This is a genomic window from Streptomyces sp. NBC_00335 (assembly GCF_036127095.1).
Taxonomy (GTDB): Bacteria; Actinomycetota; Actinomycetes; order Streptomycetales; family Streptomycetaceae; genus Streptomyces.
Genome location: NZ_CP108006.1, coordinates 8,236,393 through 8,256,100, shown reverse-complemented (window position 1 = coordinate 8,256,100; position 19,708 = coordinate 8,236,393). Strand labels below are relative to the sequence as shown.

Here is a 19,708-nt window from a genome sequence, read left to right as displayed (position 1 = left end):
CGGGTCAGGAGATGGTGAGGAACCGGGCCGTGCTCGGTACTCCCTGGGCGTCGAGGGCGAAGAGCATGTAGGTCCCCGGCAGGACCACTCCCGGGTCGGCGGGTACGGACACGGTGTAGGTGCCTGTTCCCGTGGCCGTGGAGGCGAGGGGGACCCGGCGTTGGTCGTTGTCGGTGGAGTGGGTCGCGGCTGCGGCTCGCATCAGGACGAAGGATGCCGCCGGGGTGGAGGTGGAGACCGTCAGTGAGGTACCGGGTGACGTCCTGGTGGGGACCCCTCCCGTGATCTCGGGGCGCGGTTTCGGCGATCCGTCCGGGTTGAGGAGGTACGGCGGTGTGAAGACCGCCCCGTCGGCGTGGTTGGTGGCGCAGTCGCCGCACAGGCCGCCGCCGCCGGAGAAGACCCGCCCGTCCGGCAGCAGGTTCGCCACGCTGTGGTAGTTGCGGGGGACGGCCATGGTGGCGAGCGGGGTGAAGGCGCCCGTCGAGGGGTCCCACAGTTCGGGGGTCAGGACCGAGGTGGCGTCGCTGAACGGCACCGGATGGCTCTGTCCGCCGAAGACGAGCACCTTGCCGTCGGGCAGGACCACGCTGTTGGCGAAGGCCCTGGCGTACTCCATGTCTCCGGTACGGGCGGTTTCGACCTGGCTGCCGGTGATGTTCACGGTGTAGGCGCGGCGCGTGGCGGGAGTGTTCTGGTAGGCGGGCGAGCCGCCCAGGGTGAGCAGTTTGCCGATGTCGTAGGCGACGGCGTTGCCCGTCATGGCGTCGGCGCTGTCGGCCCGGGTGCCTGCGGGGGTGATGCTGCCCGTACCGGTGGTCGAGATCCAGTTCATCTGCTTGCTCGGGCCGAGTTGGAGGACCTTGCCGCCCGAAGTGGCGTGCAGCCACATGTGGTTGTCGGCGCGGTAGGGTCCGGCGGGGTCGGCCGTGGACGCCTGGAGGGCGGGGACGCCCGGGAGTCCGCGCCAGGTGCCGGTCGCCGGCGACCAGGCCTCACCGGCCTTGTCCCCCGCGGGTCCGCTCCAGGATCCGCCCAGGACGAAGGCCTCGCCGGTGGAGAGCAGCGTCATGGACTGGTAGCCGCGGGGGATGTTCATGTTGCCCGCGGCGGACCAGTCGTCGGTGGCGGGGTCGTAGATGCTGGCCTTCTCCGCGTTGCTGCCCCCGGTGACCAGCACGCGGCCGTCGGCCAGCATGGCTATGCCGGGGCAGAACATGTCGTGCCCGGTGTTGTCGATGCGGCGCTGGGTGACCTTGCCCGTCTTCAGGTCGAGGATCGCGGTCTGGGTGTAGCCGTTGCTGCCGCCGAAGCGGTCCACCGCGTACGCGGACCAGGCCAGGAGCTTGTCGCCGGGCAGGACGGCGGTGGCCACGGGGACCAGGGGGAAGCCGGTGATCCGGCCCCAGGATCCGTGGACGGCGGGGCTGGCCGGCCCGCTCAGGCGGATCTCCGCGGCGGAGGTCCACGGGCCGCGGGCGCCGGCTTCGGTGGTCACGGTGAGCCGTACGAAGCGGGCGTTCGCGGTGCGGGTGAAGGTGGCGGTCTTGACGGTGTCGTCGTCGCGCCAGGTGCCCGCGGCCACCGGTGTGCCGAAGGCGGTTCCGTCGGTGCTGGTGGTGACGGTGTAGGCGCCGGCCCGGCCGTTGGGTCCGTTCGTGCGGGGGTGGTAGACGAGGGCGGAGACCGCGGCCGTGCGGTGCATGTCGATGGTGATGCTGTGCGGCAGGGGCGCCGGGGTGCCTGACCACCTGCTGTGCCAGAGGGTGCCGGTGTCGCCGTCGAGGACGCCCGCGGCGCGGCCGTTCTCGCGGACCGTCTCCTCGTCGCTCGCCGCGGCCGTCCATCCCGTCCGGGGCAGGTCCACGGTGGACTCCGGGGTGCCCGGGTCGCCCAGCAGGTTGATCTCGGCGGCGGAGGTCCAGGGGCCGCGGCCGCCCGCCTCGGTGAGCGCCGTCAGCCGTACGAACCGGGCCCCCTGCGGGGCGAACCCGAGCGTTTTGGCGCTGCCGTCGTCCGCGAGCGTGCCACTGGCGACCGGGGCCGGCCAGTTCGCTCCGTCCGCGCTGACGCTGAGGGTGTACTCGCCGACGCGTCCGTTGGCCCCGTTGGTGCGGGGGGTGTAGACGAGCGCCGAGACGACCGCCGTACGGTGCATGTCGATGGTGATGCTGTGCGGCAAGGGGGCCGCGGTCCCCGACCACTTGCTGTGCCAGAGGGTGCCGGTGTCACCGTCGAGGACCCCCGCGGCGCGGCCGTTCTCCCCTGCCGTCTCCTCGTCGCTCGCCGCGGCCGTCCATCCCGTCCGGTCGAGGACGGGGGCCGTCGGCTCCATGGCGTTCGCCGGGGCGACGCCGTGGTGCGGCGACTGCTGCGCCGCCTGCTCGCCGACCGGCCCGGGGGTGGGCGTGGGGCTCGCGACCCCGAGCCACGGCGTGAAGCCGATCAGCAGCGCGCCGAGACCGAAGGCTATGAGCAGCCGGGATCTGCGGAGCGCACGGGGTAAGGCGAGGAAGCGCCTGGACTGCAATCTGACCTCCTGGGGCGAACCGGTATGCCCCATGGAAGATAGGTCAGGGTGACGGTAACTCGACCAAATGAGCGGAGAGTTGACGCAAAACCGCATCCACCGGCGCGATCCGGGAGGGATTGCTTAGAGCGGCACGGCGGCGCCGGCGGCGAACGGGCCTCCGTGGCCGGGCACTATCAGGTCCGCCGCGGCGAGCACCCGCAGCCGGGAGGCGCCCAGTACCTCGCGGTCCGGGGCGACCGGGTCGTCGGCGGGGCCCTGCTCGTGCCACCACAGGTCGCCGGCGAAGGCCACCACGCCCGATTCCGTTCCGGCCAGCAGCGTGATGTCCTCGTGGCTGTGCCCCGGCGTACGGATCAGGCGCAGGGAGGGGGTGAGTTCGTAGCCCTCGGCGTCCCGGTTCGTCCACTGGTCGCCCTGGTACTCCACCTTGTGGTCGTGCACCCGGGCCCGGCCGAACAGGCCCACGTTCATGGTGTTGTCCGGGTGGTGGTGGCTGAGCACCACGTCGGTGATGTCCTCGGGGCCCAGGCCCAGTTCCGCGAGCGGACCGAGGATGTCCGCGTGGCTCGCCACCATGCCCGGGTCGAAGATGAAGTGCCGGCCGGCGTCGGACACGTAGGAGACGGTGGCGGCGACTCCGGGGCCGGTGGAGCCGACGTAGCCGGTGGTGAGGACCTTGTAGACGGCGCTGCGGCCGAGCGGTGCGTCGGCGGGGAGGTCCTGCGCGGTGACCGTGTCGTTCTTCGCCGTGGAGTTCTTCGCCGTGGAGTTCTTCGTCGTGTTCGTCATGGCTGCAATCCTTCCGCGGCGGCGGGGGACGCACGAGTGGCACACCTGCCAGTGATCGCAGGATTCGTGCCACGATGATCAGCACGGTGGCAGACTGCCCCCGTGCCCCCTTTCAAGACCGTCGCCGCGTACGTCCCGCCCGGTGTCGGCATGCTCGCCGTCGGGATCGTCACCGAGGTCTTCGGCCCGCACGGGCAGGGGGTGCCCGGCTTCGACTTCGTCCTGTGCGCCGAGCGGCCCGGGCCGGTTCCCACCGACTTCGGCGTGCCGCTCGCGATCGAGCACGGCCTCGACCGGCTGGCGGCCGCCGATCTGGTGATCGCCCTGCCGGGGGCCGGTTTCCGTACGCCGCCCGGCCCGGCGGTACTGGACGCGCTGGTGGCCGCGCACGGGGGCGGCGCCCTGCTCGCGGCCCACTGCGTGGGCACGTTCGCGCTCGCCGAGGCCGGACTGCTCGACGGGCTGCGGGCCACCACGCACTGGCGGTTCGCCGAACTGCTGGCCGACCGGCATCCGCACGTGGCCGTGGAACCGGACGCCCTGTACATCGACGAAGGCCGGATCGTCACGGGCGCGGGCGCCGCCGCCGGCTTCGACCTGTGCCTGCACCTGCTGAGGCGGGAGCACGGGGCCGCGATGGCCAACGCCGTCGCCCGGGACATCGTGCTGCCCTCGCACCGCGACGGCGGGCAGGCCCAGTACCTCGCGGCGCCGGTCCCCGAGGACTGCCGGGACGAGCGGCTCTCCGAGGTGCTCGCCTGGGCCCGCGACCACCTCCACGAGCCGCTTCCCGTCACGGAACTGGCCCGCCGCGCCGTGATGAGCAAGCGTTCCTTCGCCCGCCGCTTCACCGCCGCGACCGGCACCACCCCGCACGCCTGGCTGCGGAACCTGCGGCTCAGCAGCGCCGAGGAGCTGCTGGAGAGCACGGACCTGCCCGTCGAGGAGATCGCCCGCCGGGTGGGCTACGGCAGTGCGGCGGTCCTGCGGGAACAGTTCGTGCGGCGCAGGGGAGTTCCGCCCCGGGCCTACCGCCGCTCCTTCACGAGCACGCCGTAGGGCCTGGCGCCGGGCCCCCGGCGCCGAGACCTCCCTGTCCTATGATCGTTCCCGTGACCTCCGCGCTGATCCTCATCGACCTGATGCCCCGCATCATCGACCTGCCGGTCGCCCCTCACTCCGGTGAAGAGGTGCTGTCCCGCTGCCTCCGGCTGGCCGAGGCCTTCAGGGCGGACGGGCGCCCGGTGGTGCTCGTCCGAGTGGACCGGCCGGGGGTCGCGGAGCAGCCGCCGGGCAGCGGCTTCGCCGACGGGCTGGTGCAGCCGGGCGACGTTCTGATCGTCAAGCAGACCGTGGGGGCCTTCCACGGCACCGGCCTGGACGACCGGTTGCGCGCCCTGGGCGTGGACACGCTGGTGCTCGGCGGACTGGTCACCACGATGGGGGTCGAGTCCACGGCGCGGGCCGCGAGCGACCACGGCTACGAGCTGGAGTTCGTCGCCGACGCCATGTCCGGTTTCGCCGCCGACGAGCACGAGTTCACCGTGGAGCGGATCTTCCCCCGCTTCGGCGACGTGCACATCACGGCGGACTACACCTGACCGCGATGAACGCCCGGACCGCCCGGACCGCCCGGACCGCCCGAAGCACTGTACAAAGTCTCCTGTGAACGATGTGGATGCCGTGGACGCCCTGGACGCCGTGACCGAGCAGGCCCGGCCCGCGACCGTTCGCGTGTTCATCGCCCTCGCCCCGCCCGACGACGCGAAGGAGGAACTCGCGCGCGAGCTGGGGCCGGCCTACGCCGCGTACCCGCACATGCGGTGGAACCGCATCGAGGACTGGCACATCACCCTGGCGTTCCTCGGTGAACTTCCGGTCGAGGTCGTCCCCCTCCTGCGGCCGCCGCTCGCGGAGCTCGCGGCGGCGCGCAGTCCCGTACGCCTGACCCTGCGCGGGGGCGGCCACTTCGCCGAGCGGGTGCTGTGGAGCGGGATCGACGGGGACCTCGACGGGCTGCACCGGCTCGCCGCCGAGGTGCGCGCCGTGGTCAAGGACTGCGGCATCCCCTTCGAAGACCGGCCGCTGCGCCCCCATCTGACGCTGGCCCGCGCCCGCCGGAACGACGCCTCCTCGGCCGTGGAGGCCGCCGCCGGACTCGGCGGGTTCACGGGCCGCCGCTGGCGGACGGAGCGTTTGCACCTGGTCGGCAGCAACATCGGCCGCGGCCCGGGACCGATCCACTACCGCGACATCGAGGCGTGGAACCTCGGCGGGCAGGACCCCGCACAGGAAGGTCGGTAGACCTCCCTGCGCGACCCGCGAATACCTCTTGACGCTAAGCCACTTACCGCTAAGCTACTTTTCGTCAATCTATTCGGGGGAGAGTTCGACGTGGTCAAGGGCATGCGCGAGGAACGGGTGGCGGGCGAACGCTCACTGCTGCTCGGAGTGGGAATCAGCGCGATCGGGATCGGGATGTACATCCCCTTCTCGCTCGTCTTCTTCCACCACGTCACGGGGCTCTCCTTCGCCCTCGTCGGCATCGTGCTGACGGCGACGGGCCTGGCAGGACTCGCCTTCATGCCGCTCGCCGGCTCGGCCGTCGACCGCTTCGGGGCCAGGAAGGTCAACCTGCTGCTCTACGCGATCCGGGCACTCGGCTTCGCCCTCTACCCGTTCGCCGGGTCACTGCCCGCCTTCGCCGCCGTCGCGCTGGTCACGGCCCTCGCCGACCGGTCCTTCCCCATCGTGCAGCAGTCCCTCATCGGTGAAGTGGCCCAAGGCGGCGCCCGCGACCGGCTCCAGGCCTCCATCCGGGCCCTGCAGAACGCGGGCATGGGCGCCGGCGCCCTGGTCGTCTCCGGGGTACTGGCCCTGTGGGGCACCGACGGGTTCACCTACACCGCGTGGGGCAACGCGGCCGCCTTCGCGCTCGCCGGACTGCTCGTCAGCGGCGTGAAGCCGGTACGGGACCAGCCGGTACGGGACCGCGCGAACGGCGAGCCCGGCGCAAGCGGCCCCCTCGGCTCGGCCAAGCGTCCGCCCGCGGGCTACCGCATGGTGCTCGCCGACCGGCCCTTCCTGGGCCTGACCGCCGCCAACTTCCTGACCGCGCTCGGGTACGCGGCCCTGTCCGTCCTCTTCCCGCTCTACATCACCACCTGGCTGCACGGACCGGACTCCCTCACCGGAGCGGCCTTCACCGTCAACACCGCCCTCTGCGCGGGCGTCGGCGTCCTGATCGCGAGCCGGGTCCGCCGTTCCGGAGCCCGCCGCACCCGCTCCGCGGCCCTCGGGGCGCTGCTCTTCGCCGCCGCCTTCGTGGGGCAGATCGTGCTCGGCACGGTCCGCCCCGGGCAGACCGCGACGCTGGTCGCCCTGCTGGTCATCGTGGTGGTCTACACGGTCGGCGAGCTGGTCCACAGCCCTTCGGGCGGCGCCCTGTCGGTCTCGGCCGCACCGGAGGCCGTACGCGGCCGCTACCTGGCCACCTACCAGCTGTCGTACTCCCTGGCCACCGCGCTGGCCCCGTCCCTCTTCACGGGGCTGCTCGCCCTCGACGGCCGGCTGCCCTGGGCCTTCCTGACGGTCGCCGCGCTCGGCGCCGCGCTCGCCCTGACCCGGCTGGAACGCCACCTCCCGGCGGAGGCCGTATACGCCACGCAGCCGGCGCCGGCACCGGCCCCGGCGCCCGCACCGGACGCGGCGCCGGAAACGGCCACCCGCGAGCCGGCCACGACAGCCGCCTCCTGAGAGGCGGGCGCGCCCGCCGCGAGGCACCCGCAGCCCGCCCGAGCAAGGTCTTCCGCGAGAAGACGTGGTCAGGCGGGCTGCCAGAGCTCGATCCGGTTGCCCTCGGGGTCGGTGACCCAGCCGAACCGGCCGACACCGTCCATGTCCTGGATCTCGGGCGCCACATCCGCCCCTTTCGCGCGCAGCTGCGCGAGCATCGCGTCCAGGTCGCGGACCCGGAAGTTGAGCATGGTCTGCTGTGCGGGGGAACCGAAGTAGTCGGTCCCGGACTCGAACGGTGCGAACACCGTCGGTCCGGCTCCCTGGCGCCACAGACCGTGTTCGTCCGAGTCCAGCCCCAGGCAGTCCCGGTACCACGCGCCCAGGGCCGCCGGGTCTGCGGCCCGCATGAAGTATCCACCGATTCCCAGCACACGTTCCATGCCGCGATCCTGCCAGGACGCCGTCAGAATCCCTTGCCGAGCGCGCCCAGCAGTGCGGGGTTCATCCCGGTCTCGACTTCGGGGAGCGGACGGGGTTCGGGTCCCCGCCCCTGGAACACGGGGCGGATGTTCCTCAGCCCCTTCGTGCCCTCTGTCGCCCACGGAGCGTCCGACTCCGGCAGCGACACCGTCATCCGGTACGAGCCGATCTCCCACTGCACCTCGGTCATCGCTCTCGCCTCTCCCTGAACCGACCAGATTTCCCTTTCTTCCACGCTACGGCCGGCTTGATCCCCTGCCAGGGGCGAAGGTCCCCACCCCGGCCGCCAACCGGCCCTTGCCCGGCGCCCCTTAGGATCCGACCGTGCCACCTCACCTCACACTGACGGCCGCCCCGACGGCCACCGCTCCCGCCCTCTCCCTGCGTCCCTGGCGGGCGGCGGACGTTGCCGCGCTCGTCGAGATCCACCGGGACCCCGTGCTGCGGCGTTGGGGTCCTTGGCTGGAGAGCGAGGAGGACGGGCTGCGGTGGGTGCGGGACCAGGAGCGGGGGTGGGCGGCGGGTGCGCGGCTCGGCTTCGCCGTGCTGGAGGCCGCGCCCGGAGTGCCGCAGGAGCGGTTGGTGGGCAGCGTGGCGGTGAAGGAGCTCTCCCCCGGCAAGGCCTCCGCCGAGGTCGGGTACTGGACTTCGGCCTCGGCCCGAGGGCGGGGGGTGGCTCCCCGCGCCCTGGAGGTCGTCACGGCCTGGTCCCTCGACGCCTTCCGGTCCCAGGGTCTGGAGCGGCTGGAACTCCTCCACCAGGTGGACAACGCGGCGTCCTGCCGGGTCGCGGAGAAGGCCGGCTACGGGTTCGACGGGATCCTTCCGGCCGCGCCGCCCGCCTATCCGCTCGACGGCCACCTGCACGTACGGCGCTCGGCGGCCTGACCGGCTCAGTCCCGTCCGGGAACGACCGTCAGGACGGTGTGGAAGCGGTAGCGGTCGGCGCGGTAGACGACACGGTTGGACTCGCAGGGGCGGCCGTGCTGGTCGTAGGTGAGCTGCTCGATGTGCAGTACGGGAGAACCCTCGGGCAGGTCGAGCAGGGGGGCCTCGCCCGGCGGGACGAGGGCGGAGTGGACGGCGTAGCTCGCGCGGGTGGGCACGATGCCGCGCGCGGTGAGCTCGGTGTACAGCGAAGCGGTGGTGTAGTCGGCGTCGCCGATGCCCGGGGCGCGCTCGGCCGGTACGAGGGTGACGGAGTGGCACATGACCGCGTCGTCGAAGAGCCGTACCCGATCCAGCTCCAGGATCCGCGCCCCGGGCAGCACCTGGAGGGTCTCCGCCTCCTCGAAGTCCGCCGGGCGCAGCGTGGCCGCGAGCACGCGCGCGGTCGGGGCGAACCCGAGCCCGCGGCCGTACGCCTTGAGCCCGCCGGTCATCCCCGCGGTGTGCTCGAAGGCCGGGGCGGGCCCGACCCCGCCGGCGACGTGCCAGCCCGCCCGTTCCGCCGACCCGACCCGGCCCTCCCCCTGTAGCGCGTGCAGCGCCTTGCGGAGCGTGACCCGGCTGACGCCGAGGCGCTCGCAGAGGTGACGCTCGGAGGGGAGGCGCGTGCCGGGCGCGAGAGCGGCGGCGGCGAGGGCATCGGCGATCGCGTCGCGCGCCTGCACGTGGACGGGCCGCGACCCGTCCCGGAGAACGGGCCGCAGGTCGAGGGGCTGATTCACCCCTCCAGTATTCACCTCGGCCCGTCCATTTCCGTACCAGGAATGGACCAGAAGGATGAGTCCCGTGTGGGCCGATTCGTTCCGCAGGCCCGTCATCACGGGACCTTTGACCGAGTTCCACGCCTGCGCGATGGTCTAGTTTTGGTCTACATCTGGTCCATCAGCAGACGGAGAGAAGCGCACGGGATGAGCAGCCGACGGGACGCCGACTCCGGGGAGACGACCACGAGGGGTCACGCGCGCCGGATCAGTCTGGCGACGGGCAAGCTGACCGCCGCTTCCCGGCAGCGCCACATCGTCGAGGCCGCGTGCCGTGAGGGGTACGTCTCCCTCGAACGGCTCGTCCGCGAACTGGACGTGAGCGCGATGACCGTCCACCGCGATCTCCGGCTCCTGGACGCCGAGGGTGAGGTGCGCCGGGTCCGCGGTGGCGCGGTCGCCCCGTGGATGACCACGGCCTCCTGACCGGCGTCCCGACGGCATTCCGATCGGCGGCCCGACCTGCGTCCCGGTCAAAAGAGAACGCCGCCCGCGGTCCCTCCGGGGACCACGGGCGGCGCTCCGCATCCTGCCGCCGGCAGCGACTAGTCGGTGCCGAACTCCATCGCGGCGCGGTCCAGCAGCTCGTCGTCGCCGGAGACCTCACCGCGGGAGGCGATGGCCTCGGCGCCGCCCTCGGGCATGGCACCGATCAGGCCGGATCCCGGCGCCTCGACGGCGCCGATCAGGGCCGGGTGGGTCGTACCGACGATGCCGAGGCCCGCGTACTGCTCCAGCTTCGCGCGGGAGTCGGCGATGTCGAGGTTGCGCATGGTGAGCTGGCCGATGCGGTCCACCGGGCCGAACGCCGAGTCCTCGGTGCGCTCCATGGAGAGCTTGTCCGGGTGGTAGCTGAACGCCGGGCCCGTGGTGTTCAGGATCGAGTAGTCCTCGCCGCGCCGCAGTCGCAGGGTCACCTCGCCGGTGATCGCCGTACCCACCCAGCGCTGCAGGGACTCGCGGATCATCAGCGCCTGCGGGTCCAGCCAGCGGCCCTCGTACATGAGGCGGCCGAGGCGCCGGCCCTCGTTGTGGTACTGGGCGACGGTGTCCTCGTTGTGGATCGCGTTGACGAGGCGCTCGTACGCGGCGTGCAGCAGGGCCATGCCCGGAGCCTCGTAGATGCCGCGGCTCTTCGCCTCGATGATCCGGTTCTCGATCTGGTCCGACATGCCCAGGCCGTGGCGGCCGCCGATGGCGTTCGCCTCCATGACCAGGTCGACGGCGGAGGCGAACTCCTTGCCGTTGATCGTGACGGGGCGGCCCTGCTCGAAGCCGATGGTCACGTCCTCGGTGGCGATCTCGACCGAGGGGTCCCAGAAACGGACGCCCATGATCGGTTCCACGGTCTCGACACCGGTGTCGAGGTGCTCCAGGGTCTTCGCCTCGTGGGTGGCACCCCAGATGTTGGCGTCGGTGGAGTAGGCCTTCTCGGTGCTGTCGCGGTAGGGCAGCTCATGGGCGAGCAGCCACTCCGACATCTCCTTGCGGCCACCGAGCTCGGTGACGAAGTCGGCGTCGAGCCACGGCTTGTAGATGCGCAGGTGCGGGTTGGCGAGCAGGCCGTAGCGGTAGAACCGCTCGATGTCATTGCCCTTGAAGGTCGACCCGTCGCCCCAGATCTGCACGTTGTCCTCGAGCATCGCGCGGACCAGCAGGGTGCCGGTCACGGCGCGGCCCAGCGGCGTCGTGTTGAAGTAGGCGCGGCCGCCGGAGCGGATGTGGAACGCACCGCAGGCGAGAGCCGCCAGGCCCTCCTCCACGAGCGCCGCACGGCAGTCGACCAGGCGCGCGATCTCGGCGCCGTACGCCGTGGCACGCGTGGGCACCGACGCGATGTCGGGCTCGTCGTACTGGCCGATGTCGGCGGTGTAGGTGCAGGGGACGGCACCCTTGTCGCGCATCCAGGCGACGGCGACGGAGGTGTCGAGGCCGCCGGAGAAGGCGATACCGACGCGCTCGCCGGTGGGCAGGGAGGTGAGAACCTTTGACATGGGATGAGTATGCGCGATGATGCATGTTCATGCAAAATGGCGGGCCGGTGAAGCTCCTGGACACCGGACGGGCGTGCCGTCATTGTGGCGCGCGGGCGGTTCGGCGGCGAGTCCGGCGGGGCGCCCGGAGAGGGCCGCCCCGCCGGGCGAGACAGCTCTTTCAGACCGTGGCGGCCGCGAAGGGGCCCCCGGCGGCGAAGGCGTGGCGGGCGAAGTTCCCGGCGATGCGCACGTGGCCCGCAGGGTCGGGGTGCAGGTCGTCCGGCAACGGCAGCTCCGCGTGGTCCTTGGCGCCGTAGAGGTCGCGGCCGTCGAGGTAGTGCAGGTGCGGGTCACCGGCCGCCCGCTGCGCGACGATCCCGGCCAGCGCTTCGCGGATGACGTTGAGGGTCAAGCGTCCGGCGGCCCGTTCGGCGGGGTCGCCCAGGGCCTTGAACCTCAGGGTTCCGGTGCTGAAGTCGGTGGTGAGGGGGCCGGGGGTGTCCTCCTGGATCGGGCACAGGAGGGGCGATACGACCAGGAGCGGCGTGGTCGGATGGCCCTCGCGGAGGGTGTCGAGGAAGCCGTGGACCGCGGGGGCGAAGGCGCGCAGCCGCATCACGTCCAGGTTGACGATGTTGATGCCGATCTTGACGCTGATCAGGTCGGCGGGGGTGTCGCGCATCGCGCGGGCGGTGAAGGGGTCCAGCAGGGCGCTGCCGGAGAATCCCATGTTGACCAGGTCCACCGCCCCCTGCGCCGCGGCCAGGGCCGGCCAGGTGCCGGTCGGACGCTCCGCGTTCGAGCCGTGGCTGATGGAGCTGCCGTGGTGCAGCCACACCCTGCGCCCGCTCTCCGGCGCCGGCGTGACGGGGGCGTCGGTGCGCAGGGCGATCAGCTCGGTGATCTCGGTGTGCGGGAGCCAGATCTCCACGTCCTTGTCCCGTGCGGGCAGATCCGCGAAGCGGGCGGTACCGGGGGGACCTTCTTCGAGTTCCACGGCCTGGGTGGCCAGGTCGAGGGTGCGGACCCTGCCCCCGGGGACCGCGGCCCGGGCCGTGAGCACGCCGTCGATCACGAGGTCGTACGCGCCGTCCGGCGAGGCCGGGAAGCCGCGGTAGGCCCTCTTGGTGGGCAGGGCGTCCAGTTCGATCACGGTGGCCCGGGTACGGAAGACCAGGCGCACGCCGGACGGGCGGACCTCGGCCGTGGCCAGTTGCTCGTCGGGGATCTGCGGGCGCAGCCGGGCGGGCAGCCGGTGGGGCAGCAGGCCGTACGCGGTGCGTTCCACGTCGAGGGCGCCGCGCAGGAGGCCCTCGGTGACGGGCGTGGTGATCCAGTCGTGGTCGGTTGTCATCGCCTCAGCCTCGTGATGATCGGGGTTACGGAATTACAGGGATGCGGGGGTGCGGGGGTGCGGGATCACGGGGTCACGGGGTCACGGGCCCGCGCAGCATCGCGTCGAGCGAGTCCACGATCCAGTCCCAGGACTCCTGCGGGTCCACCGCGGTGTGGCTGAAGCCGCCGCCCAGCTCCAGGCTGACGTAGCCGTGGAAGACGCTGCCGAGCATCCGGACCGCGTGCGTCTGGTCCGGCTCCGTCAGGTCGTAGCCGCGCAGGATCGCCCGCGTCATCTGGGCGTGCCGGACGCCCGCACTGGCGGCCGCCGTCTCGGGGTCGAGCCGGAGCCGGGCGGCGTCGTAGCGGCCGGGGTGCTGGCGGGCGTAGTCCCGGTAGGCGTCCGCGAAAGCGGCGAGGGCGTCCTTGCCGGCCCGCCCGGCGAGGGCGGCCGCGACCCGGTCGGCCAGTTCCTCCAGCGCGAACAGGGCGATCCGGGTCTTGAGGTCCTGCGAGTTCTTCAGGTGCGAGTAGAGGCTCGCGACCTTGACGTCGAACCGCCGGGCGAGTGCCGAGACAGTCACCTGCTCGAAGCCGACCTCGTCGGCGAGCTCCGCACCCGCCCGGGTCAGCCGCTCCGCGGTGAGTCCCACTCGAACCATCATGTGCCTCCTAGCTGGCGACAGCCATTATGCATTTGCCTAAAGGCTTTAGGGAAATTAGCCTGCCACTCATGAAGCCGTTGACCGAGCAAGAGATCCGCAGTGCCTTCGTGAACTGCACCAAGGGCGAAGCCAAGCGCCTGTCCGTACCCCGTGATCTGGCCGAACGGCCCTGGGACGACCTGGACTTCCTCGGCTGGTGGGACCCCAAGGCCCCCGAGCGCGCCTACCTCGCCACCGAGCTGGACGGCCGCCCGGTCGCGCTCGCGCTGCGCACGTCCGCCGCCGCCCCCTCCCAGGCGCGGCGCAGCATGTGCTCGCTGTGCCTGACCACCCACACCGGGGGCGTCTCGCTGATGGTCGCGCCGAAGGCGGGCAAGGCCGGGCAGCAGGGGAACTCCGTGGGTGCCTACATCTGCGGCGACCTCGCCTGCTCGCTCTACGTACGGGGCAAGAAGGACGCGGGCCCGGGCGCACGGCTCCACGAGTCGCTGACGCTGGAGGAGAAGATCCAGCGGACGGTCGCGAACCTCGCCGCGTTCGTCGCCAATGTCACGGCCTTCGCCGACGTCACGACCTGAGGCACCCAGAGCGCCCCTCCTCTACTCCGTACGAGCCCTCTTCGGTGCCCATTCGGCCCCACGGGCCGAGTTCATGATCATCAGGCTGCCCGGAAATCGTTTTGATGCTGCCATCCGGCCGAAGGCGATCTGGGAGGGCTGCGTGACGCGCATGCTGTCATCGACACACCGTGGAGGACTCCGGCGACGGAGCAGGACGTGGAGCGTGGCCGGGGCGGTGGCCGGGGTGGTCTTCGTCGTCGCCGCCGCGCCGCAGTCGGCGTCACGGTCCGGTGACGGGCGGCCGCCCGGCGGCCAGCACGCCGGCTCCGTCGAGCTGCTGGTCGGCCGGGTGCTGGACGACGGGGGCCGGCGGTGCGCGATGGACTCCTTCCGGGCCGGACTGTGCAGCGGACTGGAGCAGCAGGTGGTCCGGGCCACCTCCAGCGGAGCCGGTTCCGTGGTGCGCGACCCCTCGTCCCGCGGCGCGTCCCGGGCGGCGGCGCACACGGTCCTCCTGCCCACCGACGCGGCCGGCCCCCTGGAGATCACCCTCGCCGGACCCGGCCTCCTCACCAATGTCACCGTCCACGACGGGCACGGCCGGCACGTGGCCGGCGCACTGGGCGCCCGCGGGCACCACTGGGCCAACACCGAGCCGTTGCGGGCCGGTGAGACCTACACCGTTCGGGTCGGCGCCCAGGACGTGGCCGGCACCCCGGTCGGCGTGACCATGGCGTTCCGGACCGCGCCCGCGGCGCAGGAGGACCGGCTCACGGCCGAGTTCGGGCCCCGGCCCGGCACGTACGGGGCGGGGCAGATCGTGACGGCCTCCCTGAGCCACCCCGTCCCCGCCACCGACCCGGCCGCGCGCGCCCGCCTGGAGCGAGCCTTGCAGGTCACCTCGGAACCGGCGGTCGAGGGGGCCTGGCACTGGGTCGACGAGTCGACCCTGCACTACCGGCCCCGTACCTACTGGCCCGCCCACGCCGTGGTGCACGTGGTCAGCGGGCTCGACGGGGTCGCGGTGGGGGAACGGCAGTACGGCGGCCCCTCGGAATCCCTGCGGTTCACCATCGGGGACCGGATCGAGGCGCTCACCGACGCCGCCGCGCACGAGATGACCGTACGGCGCAACGGCAGGACCCTCCGGACCATCCCGGTGACCACCGGCAAGGCGGGCTTCTTGACCCGCACCGGCATCAAGGTCGTGCTCGGCAAGGAGCGCAAGGTACGGATGCGCGGGGACAGCGTGGGCATCAAGCGCGGCACGAGCGAGTTCTACGACCTGCCCGTCTTCTACGCGACCCGGGTGACGTGGAGCGGGGAGTACGTGCACGCCGCGCCCTGGTCGGTCGACGCGCAGGGCGAGGAGAACGTCAGTCACGGCTGCACGGGCATGAGCACGGCCGACGCGGCCTGGTTCTTCGACACGGTGCGCGAGGGCGACGTGGTGTCGGTGGTGAACAGCGGCGGTGAGCCGATGGCCCCGTTCGCCAACGGGTTCGGGGACTGGAACCTCGGCTGGGACGCCTGGCTGGCCGGCAGCGCGCTGGGCGGCGCCACCGACGCACCGCTCGCGTCGCCCGCCTCCGCGCCCGCGCCCGCGTCGGCGCACGGACCGTCCCGGCTCCTGCCCCTCACCTGAGCCGTCCCGGCGACTTCCCCGAGGGGGCGGGCGCGGCGGCTCCGATAACATCCGGTCCGTGCCCGCCTCCTCCTCTCCCAGCGTCCCCTCCCCCGCCGCGACCGGGATCGACGTCGTCCTGCTGACGATGAACGACCGTCCCGACGAGGAGGCCGCGGCCGTCCGGACGCTCCTCGCGCAGCAGGACGTCGACCTGCGCATCGTCGTCGTCGGCAACGGGTGCGTCCCCGGGCTCGCGGTGGACGGTGCCGCCGTCGTCGCCCTCCCGGAGAACCTCGGCATCCCCGAGGGCCGCAACCGCGGCGCGCTCGCCCTGCGGGACACGGGCAGCGAGTTCCTCTTCTTCCTCGACAACGACGCCTCCTTCCCCCGGCCCGACGTCCTGTCCCGGCTGGTGGCCGAAGCCCGCCGGCGCCCGGAGGCCGCGTACGTCCAGCCGCGGCTGACCGGGCCCGACGACACCACGACGCCGCGCCGTTGGGTGCCCCGGCTGCGCGCCGGCGATCCGGGGCGGCCCGGCACCATCGCCACCATGACCGAGGGCGTGGTCATGGTCCGCCGGGACGCCTTCGACGCGGTCGGGGGCTGGCCCGACTTCTTCCTGTACCACGAGGGCATCGACCTCGCGTACCGGCTCTGGGAGCAGGGCGGCACCGGCTGGTACGCGGCGGAGGTCCGGATGCACCACCCGGTCACCAGCCCCACCCGGCACGCGCTCTTCCACCGGCTGGCCGCCCGCAACCGCGTCTGGCTCGCCTACCGCAACCTCCCCGCGCCCCTCATCCCGGCGTACCTCGGCATCTGGACGGCCGTCACCGCCCTGCGCGGACTGCGGGGCGGCGGACTGCGGGACTCGTTCCAGGGGCTGCGCGAAGGGTGGGCGGCCCGGCACGACCAGCTGCGGCGGCCCATGCGCTGGCGCACCGTGGCGCGGCTGACGGCCGCCGGGCGGCCGCCGGTCCTCTGAAGGACCGGGTGAAGGACTGGGACGTCCGACTAGGGGCCGCTGCGGCGGGCCGCGCCGTACGCCGTGAGGGCGGCCGCGAGGTGGCGGGCGCCGGTGGGGTCGGTGGCGTCGTGGCCGGTCAGCAGCCGGATGCGGCCCAGGCGGTAGGTCAGGGTGTTGCGGTGGACGGTGAGGGCTTCGGCGGCCTCGGCGCGCCGGTAGCCGGCCGCGATGAACTCCCGCAGTGTGGCGATCAGATGGGGCTGGTCGTCGAGCGGCGCCAGGACCCGGGCCAGGGCGTCGCGGGCGGGGCCGGGCTGCACGAGCTGGTACTCGACGGCAAGGTCGGCCAGTCGGTAGAGGCCCGGCGGTCGTCCCAAGTCCTCGGCCAGGGTAAGCACTTCGGAGGCCTCCGCCTGGGCCCGCGGGATCGCCGCGTGGTCCTCGGCGACGGCGGCCGCGGCCGTGCACCGCAGTTCGGCGGCGGTGTCGAGGCGGGCGAGCAGCCGCCGGGTCGCGCCGTCCGTCCCGTCCGGGCCGAAGGGGACCAGGAGGACGCCGCCTTCGCCCTTGAAGGTGGCCAGCACCTCGGGGTTGCCGTCCAGTTCGGAGCGCAGGGCGCGCAGGATGCGGTGCGTCGCACCGTCGGGTGCCTCGGGGAGCCGCAGGACCACGACCTCGTAGCGTTCGGCGAGGGTGCGTCCGTACCGTTCGGCCGCGCGGCGTGCCGGGCGGCCGGCGAGCAGGACTCCGGCGAGGTTGCGGCCGTGTTCGCGCTGCTCCCAGTCGAGGTCGGCCTGTTCGCGCAGGTAGGCCTCGGCGACCTTGGGCATGACCTCGCCGAGGAACGCCAGTAGGCCCGTGACCAGGGCGTACGGGTCGGCGACGGGGTCGGGGCCGGCCACGGCGAGCTCCCAGGCCCGGCGGGCGCCGAGCGGGTAGACCCGTAGCACCGCCTCCAGGGGGACCCCGTCCCGGGCCCGTTCGGCGCCCCAGGCGACGGGGGCGGCCAGCTCGGCCTCGGTGGGCGCCCGCCCTTCGGCGACGGTGGTGAAGAACAGCTTCAGCACGGCTTCGGTGTTCGCGACGAGGTCTCCGCCCAGGACGCTGTCGGGCAGCAGCCGGTAGGCGGGGATGTCGGCGGTCAGCCGGGCGACGGTCTCGGCCGCCATCTCCGGTATCCGGGGCAGCAGCGCGGCGGCGAGCCCCGGAGCGGCTCCGGACTCCCCACCAGCCGCCCGGTCCGGCGCCCGGTCCGGCACCCCGTCCGGTGCCATGCCCGATGCCGCGTCCGATGCCGCGCCCGCCGTCCCGCCCGCGTCGTCCATCCCCGCATTGTCACCGTGCACAAACGCGGGAGGAAGCATTCTGCGCGTACCGCCAGGGGACACCGGCCGTGCGCCGGAGCATTCTGTGCAGTCCGACCAGTGCACGCCCCCCGTCAGGAGATGTCGTATGGCCCCCCGTACCCGTGCGTCGCGCACCCGCACCCTGCTCGCCAGAGCCGCTCTCCCGCTGGCCCTCATGCTCGGCGCCGCCTTCCCGGCGCACGCCGCCACCGAGGGCGCCACGGGAGGCGGGGTCAACGACTTCTCCTGCCGGCCGAGCGCCGCGCACCCCGAGCCCGTGGTCCTGCTCCACGGCACCTTCGCCACCTGGTACGAGGACCTCAACTTCCTCCAGCTCGACCTCGCCGCCCGCGGCTACTGCACCTTCGCCCTGACCTACGGCGCCTACGACGGCTTCCCGCTGGTCGGAGGCCTCAAGCCGGTGGCCGTGTCCAACCTGGAGATCAAGGAGTACGTGGAGAAGGTGCGCGGCGCGACCGGCGCGGACAAGGTCTCGGTCGTCGGCCACTCCGAGGGCGGGCTCCAGGCCCTCTACCTCGCCAAGATGCAGGGCATCCAGCCCCACATCAAGGCGGTCGTGGCCATCGCTCCCCCGACCCACGGCACGAACGCCGCCGGGCTGCTGGACCTGGGCGACAAGCTGATCGGTCGGGCGACCATGGAGAAGATCGTGACCACCATCGGCATCCCGGTCCTCGCCGACGAGGTGCCCGGCGGTCCCGCGATCCTGGCGCTGAACAACGGTCCGGTGGCCCAGCCCGGGATCGCCTACACCATCATCACCTCGCGCTACGACGAGCTGGTGACCCCGACCGAGACCGCGTTCGTCCGCGAACCGGGGGTCAAGAACCAGTACGTGCAGGACTTCTGCCCCTTCGACCCGGTGGGCCACATCGGCGAGGCCTACGACCTCAACGTCTGGCACCTGGTCCGCAACGCCCTAGACCCGCGCCGCGCCACCCCGATCCTGGTGTGCGCGGTCGGATCGCCCGGCTAGGCCCGCCGACCGGGCAGGGCTAGGGAAGCGGCCCGCCCCGGGCCGTGAGCCACAGGGAGTACCACTCCTCGTGGCCGAGGTCCGGGGCGCGCAGCGCGGCGTCGCGGCAGGCCCGGATGCGTTCGGGGCGGCCGGTGCCGATGACCGGGGCGATCCGGGCCGGGTGGCGTTGCAGCCACCACAGCAGGATCGTCTCCGGTGTCGTGTCCTTGGCCTTGGCCAGGGCGCGCAGGTGCTCGGCGGTCGCGTGCTCCCCGACGCTCGACTCCCGCCCGGTGAAGCGGCCTTGGGCCAGCGCCCCGTAGGCCTGGAGGCGGACTCCGTTGGCCGTGCAGTACTCGACGGTGCCGGCCGGGAAGCCGACGGCGGCCGCGGCCGGGGTGTTCACGAGGACCCCGTCCTCCAGCCAGTCCCGCCGCTGCAGGCTCATTTCCAGCTGGTTGGCGACGAGCGGGACATCGAGGTGTTTTTGCAGGGCGGCGCACTGCGCGGCGTTCATGTTGGAGACGCCGAACTGCCGTACGAGGCCCTGGCGGTGCAGCGAGGTGAGCGCCTCGGCGGTGTCCGCCGGGTCGGCCAGGGGGTCGGGCCGGTGCAGGAGCAGGACGTCGATGACGTCGGTGCGCAGCCGGGTGAGGCTCTCCTCCACGCGGCGGACGATGCTCGCGCCGCGCAGGTCGTAGATGCCGGGGCGGTCGCCTTCGGCGAGCCGGATGCCGCACTTGGTCTGCAGCGTGATGCGCTCGCGCAGGCCGGGGGTGCGGGCGAGCACCTCGCCGAAGACGGCTTCCGCCTTTCCGTGCCGGTAGATGTCCGCGTGGTCGAACATCGTGATGCCGCTGTCGAGGGCGGCCTCGATCGCCGCCTCGGCCGCGTCGATGTCCTCGGCCTGGTACGGGCCGGGCTCCCAGCTCCCGCCGAGAGCCATGCAGCCGTAGATCAGCCGGGTGTCGCCTGTGACTGGTGCCGTGATCGCCATGCGATCA

Annotated in this window: 20 protein-coding genes; 10 read left to right on the top strand and 10 right to left on the bottom strand. The window is 72.7% G+C overall.

What is annotated here, in order from left to right:
* Positions 1-4: 4 nt before the first annotated feature.
* Entirely contained in the window at positions 5-2,530 is a 2,526-nt protein-coding gene (locus OHA37_RS37310; RefSeq protein WP_266912240.1) for a discoidin domain-containing protein, read from the bottom strand.
* Between the two features lie 123 nt (positions 2,531-2,653).
* On the bottom strand, positions 2,654-3,322 hold the full coding sequence (locus OHA37_RS37305; protein ID WP_266912238.1) for an MBL fold metallo-hydrolase: 669 nt from the start codon (positions 3,320-3,322) through the stop codon (positions 2,654-2,656).
* Between the two features lie 150 nt (positions 3,323-3,472).
* On the opposite strand from OHA37_RS37305, the gene OHA37_RS37300 reads away from it, so the two are divergent.
* The 4 genes from OHA37_RS37300 (at position 3,473) to OHA37_RS37285 (ending at position 7,078) form a co-directional block, all read left to right on the top strand.
* Positions 3,473-4,381: a GlxA family transcriptional regulator gene (locus OHA37_RS37300; RefSeq protein ID WP_266913434.1), complete on the top strand. Its 909-nt coding sequence runs from the start codon at positions 3,473-3,475 to the stop codon at positions 4,379-4,381.
* A 41-nt stretch (positions 4,382-4,422) separates the two neighbouring features.
* Complete coding sequence (locus OHA37_RS37295) at positions 4,423-4,923, top strand: isochorismatase family protein (RefSeq protein WP_266912236.1); 501 nt, start codon at positions 4,423-4,425, stop codon at positions 4,921-4,923.
* A 64-nt stretch (positions 4,924-4,987) separates the two neighbouring features.
* A complete protein-coding gene (thpR, locus tag OHA37_RS37290) occupies positions 4,988-5,626 on the top strand; it encodes an RNA 2',3'-cyclic phosphodiesterase (protein WP_443046271.1) in 639 nt (212 codons plus the stop codon).
* Positions 5,627-5,716: 90 nt separating this feature from the next.
* The gene (locus OHA37_RS37285) at positions 5,717-7,078 is read left to right on the top strand and encodes an MFS transporter (RefSeq protein ID WP_266912234.1); all 1,362 of its coding nucleotides are present in this window, start codon (positions 5,717-5,719) and stop codon (positions 7,076-7,078) included.
* A 68-nt stretch (positions 7,079-7,146) separates the two neighbouring features.
* On the opposite strand, the gene OHA37_RS37280 is transcribed toward OHA37_RS37285, so the two are convergent.
* A complete protein-coding gene (locus OHA37_RS37280) occupies positions 7,147-7,500 on the bottom strand; it encodes a VOC family protein (RefSeq protein ID WP_266912232.1) in 354 nt (117 codons plus the stop codon).
* A 23-nt stretch (positions 7,501-7,523) separates the two neighbouring features.
* On the bottom strand, positions 7,524-7,730 hold the full coding sequence (locus tag OHA37_RS37275; protein WP_266912230.1) for a hypothetical protein: 207 nt from the start codon (positions 7,728-7,730) through the stop codon (positions 7,524-7,526).
* A gap of 134 nt (positions 7,731-7,864) precedes the next feature.
* Here OHA37_RS37275 and OHA37_RS37270 point away from each other — a divergent pair, with 134 nt between their 5' ends.
* Positions 7,865-8,428 (top strand): GNAT family N-acetyltransferase, encoded by a 564-nt coding sequence (locus tag OHA37_RS37270; RefSeq protein ID WP_266912228.1) that lies wholly within the window; start codon positions 7,865-7,867, stop codon positions 8,426-8,428.
* Between the two features lie 5 nt (positions 8,429-8,433).
* Here the strand turns inward: OHA37_RS37270 and OHA37_RS37265 are convergent, their stop codons facing one another.
* Positions 8,434-9,210, bottom strand: coding sequence for a GntR family transcriptional regulator (locus OHA37_RS37265; protein ID WP_266912226.1), 777 nt, complete (start codon positions 9,208-9,210; stop codon positions 8,434-8,436).
* A gap of 186 nt (positions 9,211-9,396) precedes the next feature.
* On the opposite strand from OHA37_RS37265, the gene OHA37_RS37260 reads away from it, so the two are divergent.
* Positions 9,397-9,675, top strand: a complete 279-nt coding sequence (locus OHA37_RS37260; protein ID WP_266912224.1) for a DeoR family transcriptional regulator — start codon at positions 9,397-9,399, stop codon at positions 9,673-9,675.
* Positions 9,676-9,794: 119 nt separating this feature from the next.
* On the opposite strand, the gene argG is transcribed toward OHA37_RS37260, so the two are convergent.
* From argG to OHA37_RS37245, 3 genes are all read right to left on the bottom strand, one after another.
* Complete coding sequence (gene argG, locus OHA37_RS37255; RefSeq protein WP_266912222.1) at positions 9,795-11,243, bottom strand: argininosuccinate synthase; 1,449 nt, start codon at positions 11,241-11,243, stop codon at positions 9,795-9,797.
* 160 nt (positions 11,244-11,403) lie between these two features.
* Entirely contained in the window at positions 11,404-12,579 is a 1,176-nt protein-coding gene (locus OHA37_RS37250) for a GDSL-type esterase/lipase family protein (RefSeq protein ID WP_266912220.1), read from the bottom strand.
* Positions 12,580-12,652: 73 nt separating this feature from the next.
* Positions 12,653-13,222 (bottom strand): TetR/AcrR family transcriptional regulator, encoded by a 570-nt coding sequence (locus tag OHA37_RS37245; protein ID WP_266913430.1) that lies wholly within the window; start codon positions 13,220-13,222, stop codon positions 12,653-12,655.
* A 71-nt stretch (positions 13,223-13,293) separates the two neighbouring features.
* Here OHA37_RS37245 and OHA37_RS37240 point away from each other — a divergent pair, with 71 nt between their 5' ends.
* The 3 genes from OHA37_RS37240 (at position 13,294) to OHA37_RS37230 (ending at position 16,397) form a co-directional block, all read left to right on the top strand.
* Positions 13,294-13,803 carry an FBP domain-containing protein gene (locus tag OHA37_RS37240; RefSeq protein ID WP_266912218.1) on the top strand — a complete coding sequence of 170 codons (510 nt, stop codon included), beginning with the start codon at positions 13,294-13,296 and terminating at the stop codon, positions 13,801-13,803.
* 205 nt (positions 13,804-14,008) lie between these two features.
* On the top strand, positions 14,009-15,430 hold the full coding sequence (locus tag OHA37_RS37235; RefSeq protein WP_266912216.1) for a L,D-transpeptidase: 1,422 nt from the start codon (positions 14,009-14,011) through the stop codon (positions 15,428-15,430).
* A gap of 58 nt (positions 15,431-15,488) precedes the next feature.
* Positions 15,489-16,397, top strand: a complete 909-nt coding sequence (locus tag OHA37_RS37230) for a glycosyltransferase family 2 protein (RefSeq protein ID WP_323182399.1) — start codon at positions 15,489-15,491, stop codon at positions 16,395-16,397.
* A gap of 29 nt (positions 16,398-16,426) precedes the next feature.
* On the opposite strand, the gene OHA37_RS37225 is transcribed toward OHA37_RS37230, so the two are convergent.
* Positions 16,427-17,704, bottom strand: coding sequence for a PucR family transcriptional regulator (locus OHA37_RS37225; protein ID WP_266912214.1), 1,278 nt, complete (start codon positions 17,702-17,704; stop codon positions 16,427-16,429).
* A 127-nt stretch (positions 17,705-17,831) separates the two neighbouring features.
* Here OHA37_RS37225 and OHA37_RS37220 point away from each other — a divergent pair, with 127 nt between their 5' ends.
* Positions 17,832-18,722 (top strand): esterase/lipase family protein, encoded by an 891-nt coding sequence (locus OHA37_RS37220; protein ID WP_266912212.1) that lies wholly within the window; start codon positions 17,832-17,834, stop codon positions 18,720-18,722.
* 19 nt (positions 18,723-18,741) lie between these two features.
* On the opposite strand, the gene OHA37_RS37215 is transcribed toward OHA37_RS37220, so the two are convergent.
* Positions 18,742-19,701, bottom strand: coding sequence for an aldo/keto reductase (locus OHA37_RS37215; RefSeq protein WP_266912210.1), 960 nt, complete (start codon positions 19,699-19,701; stop codon positions 18,742-18,744).
* Positions 19,702-19,708: the final 7 nt, after the last annotated feature.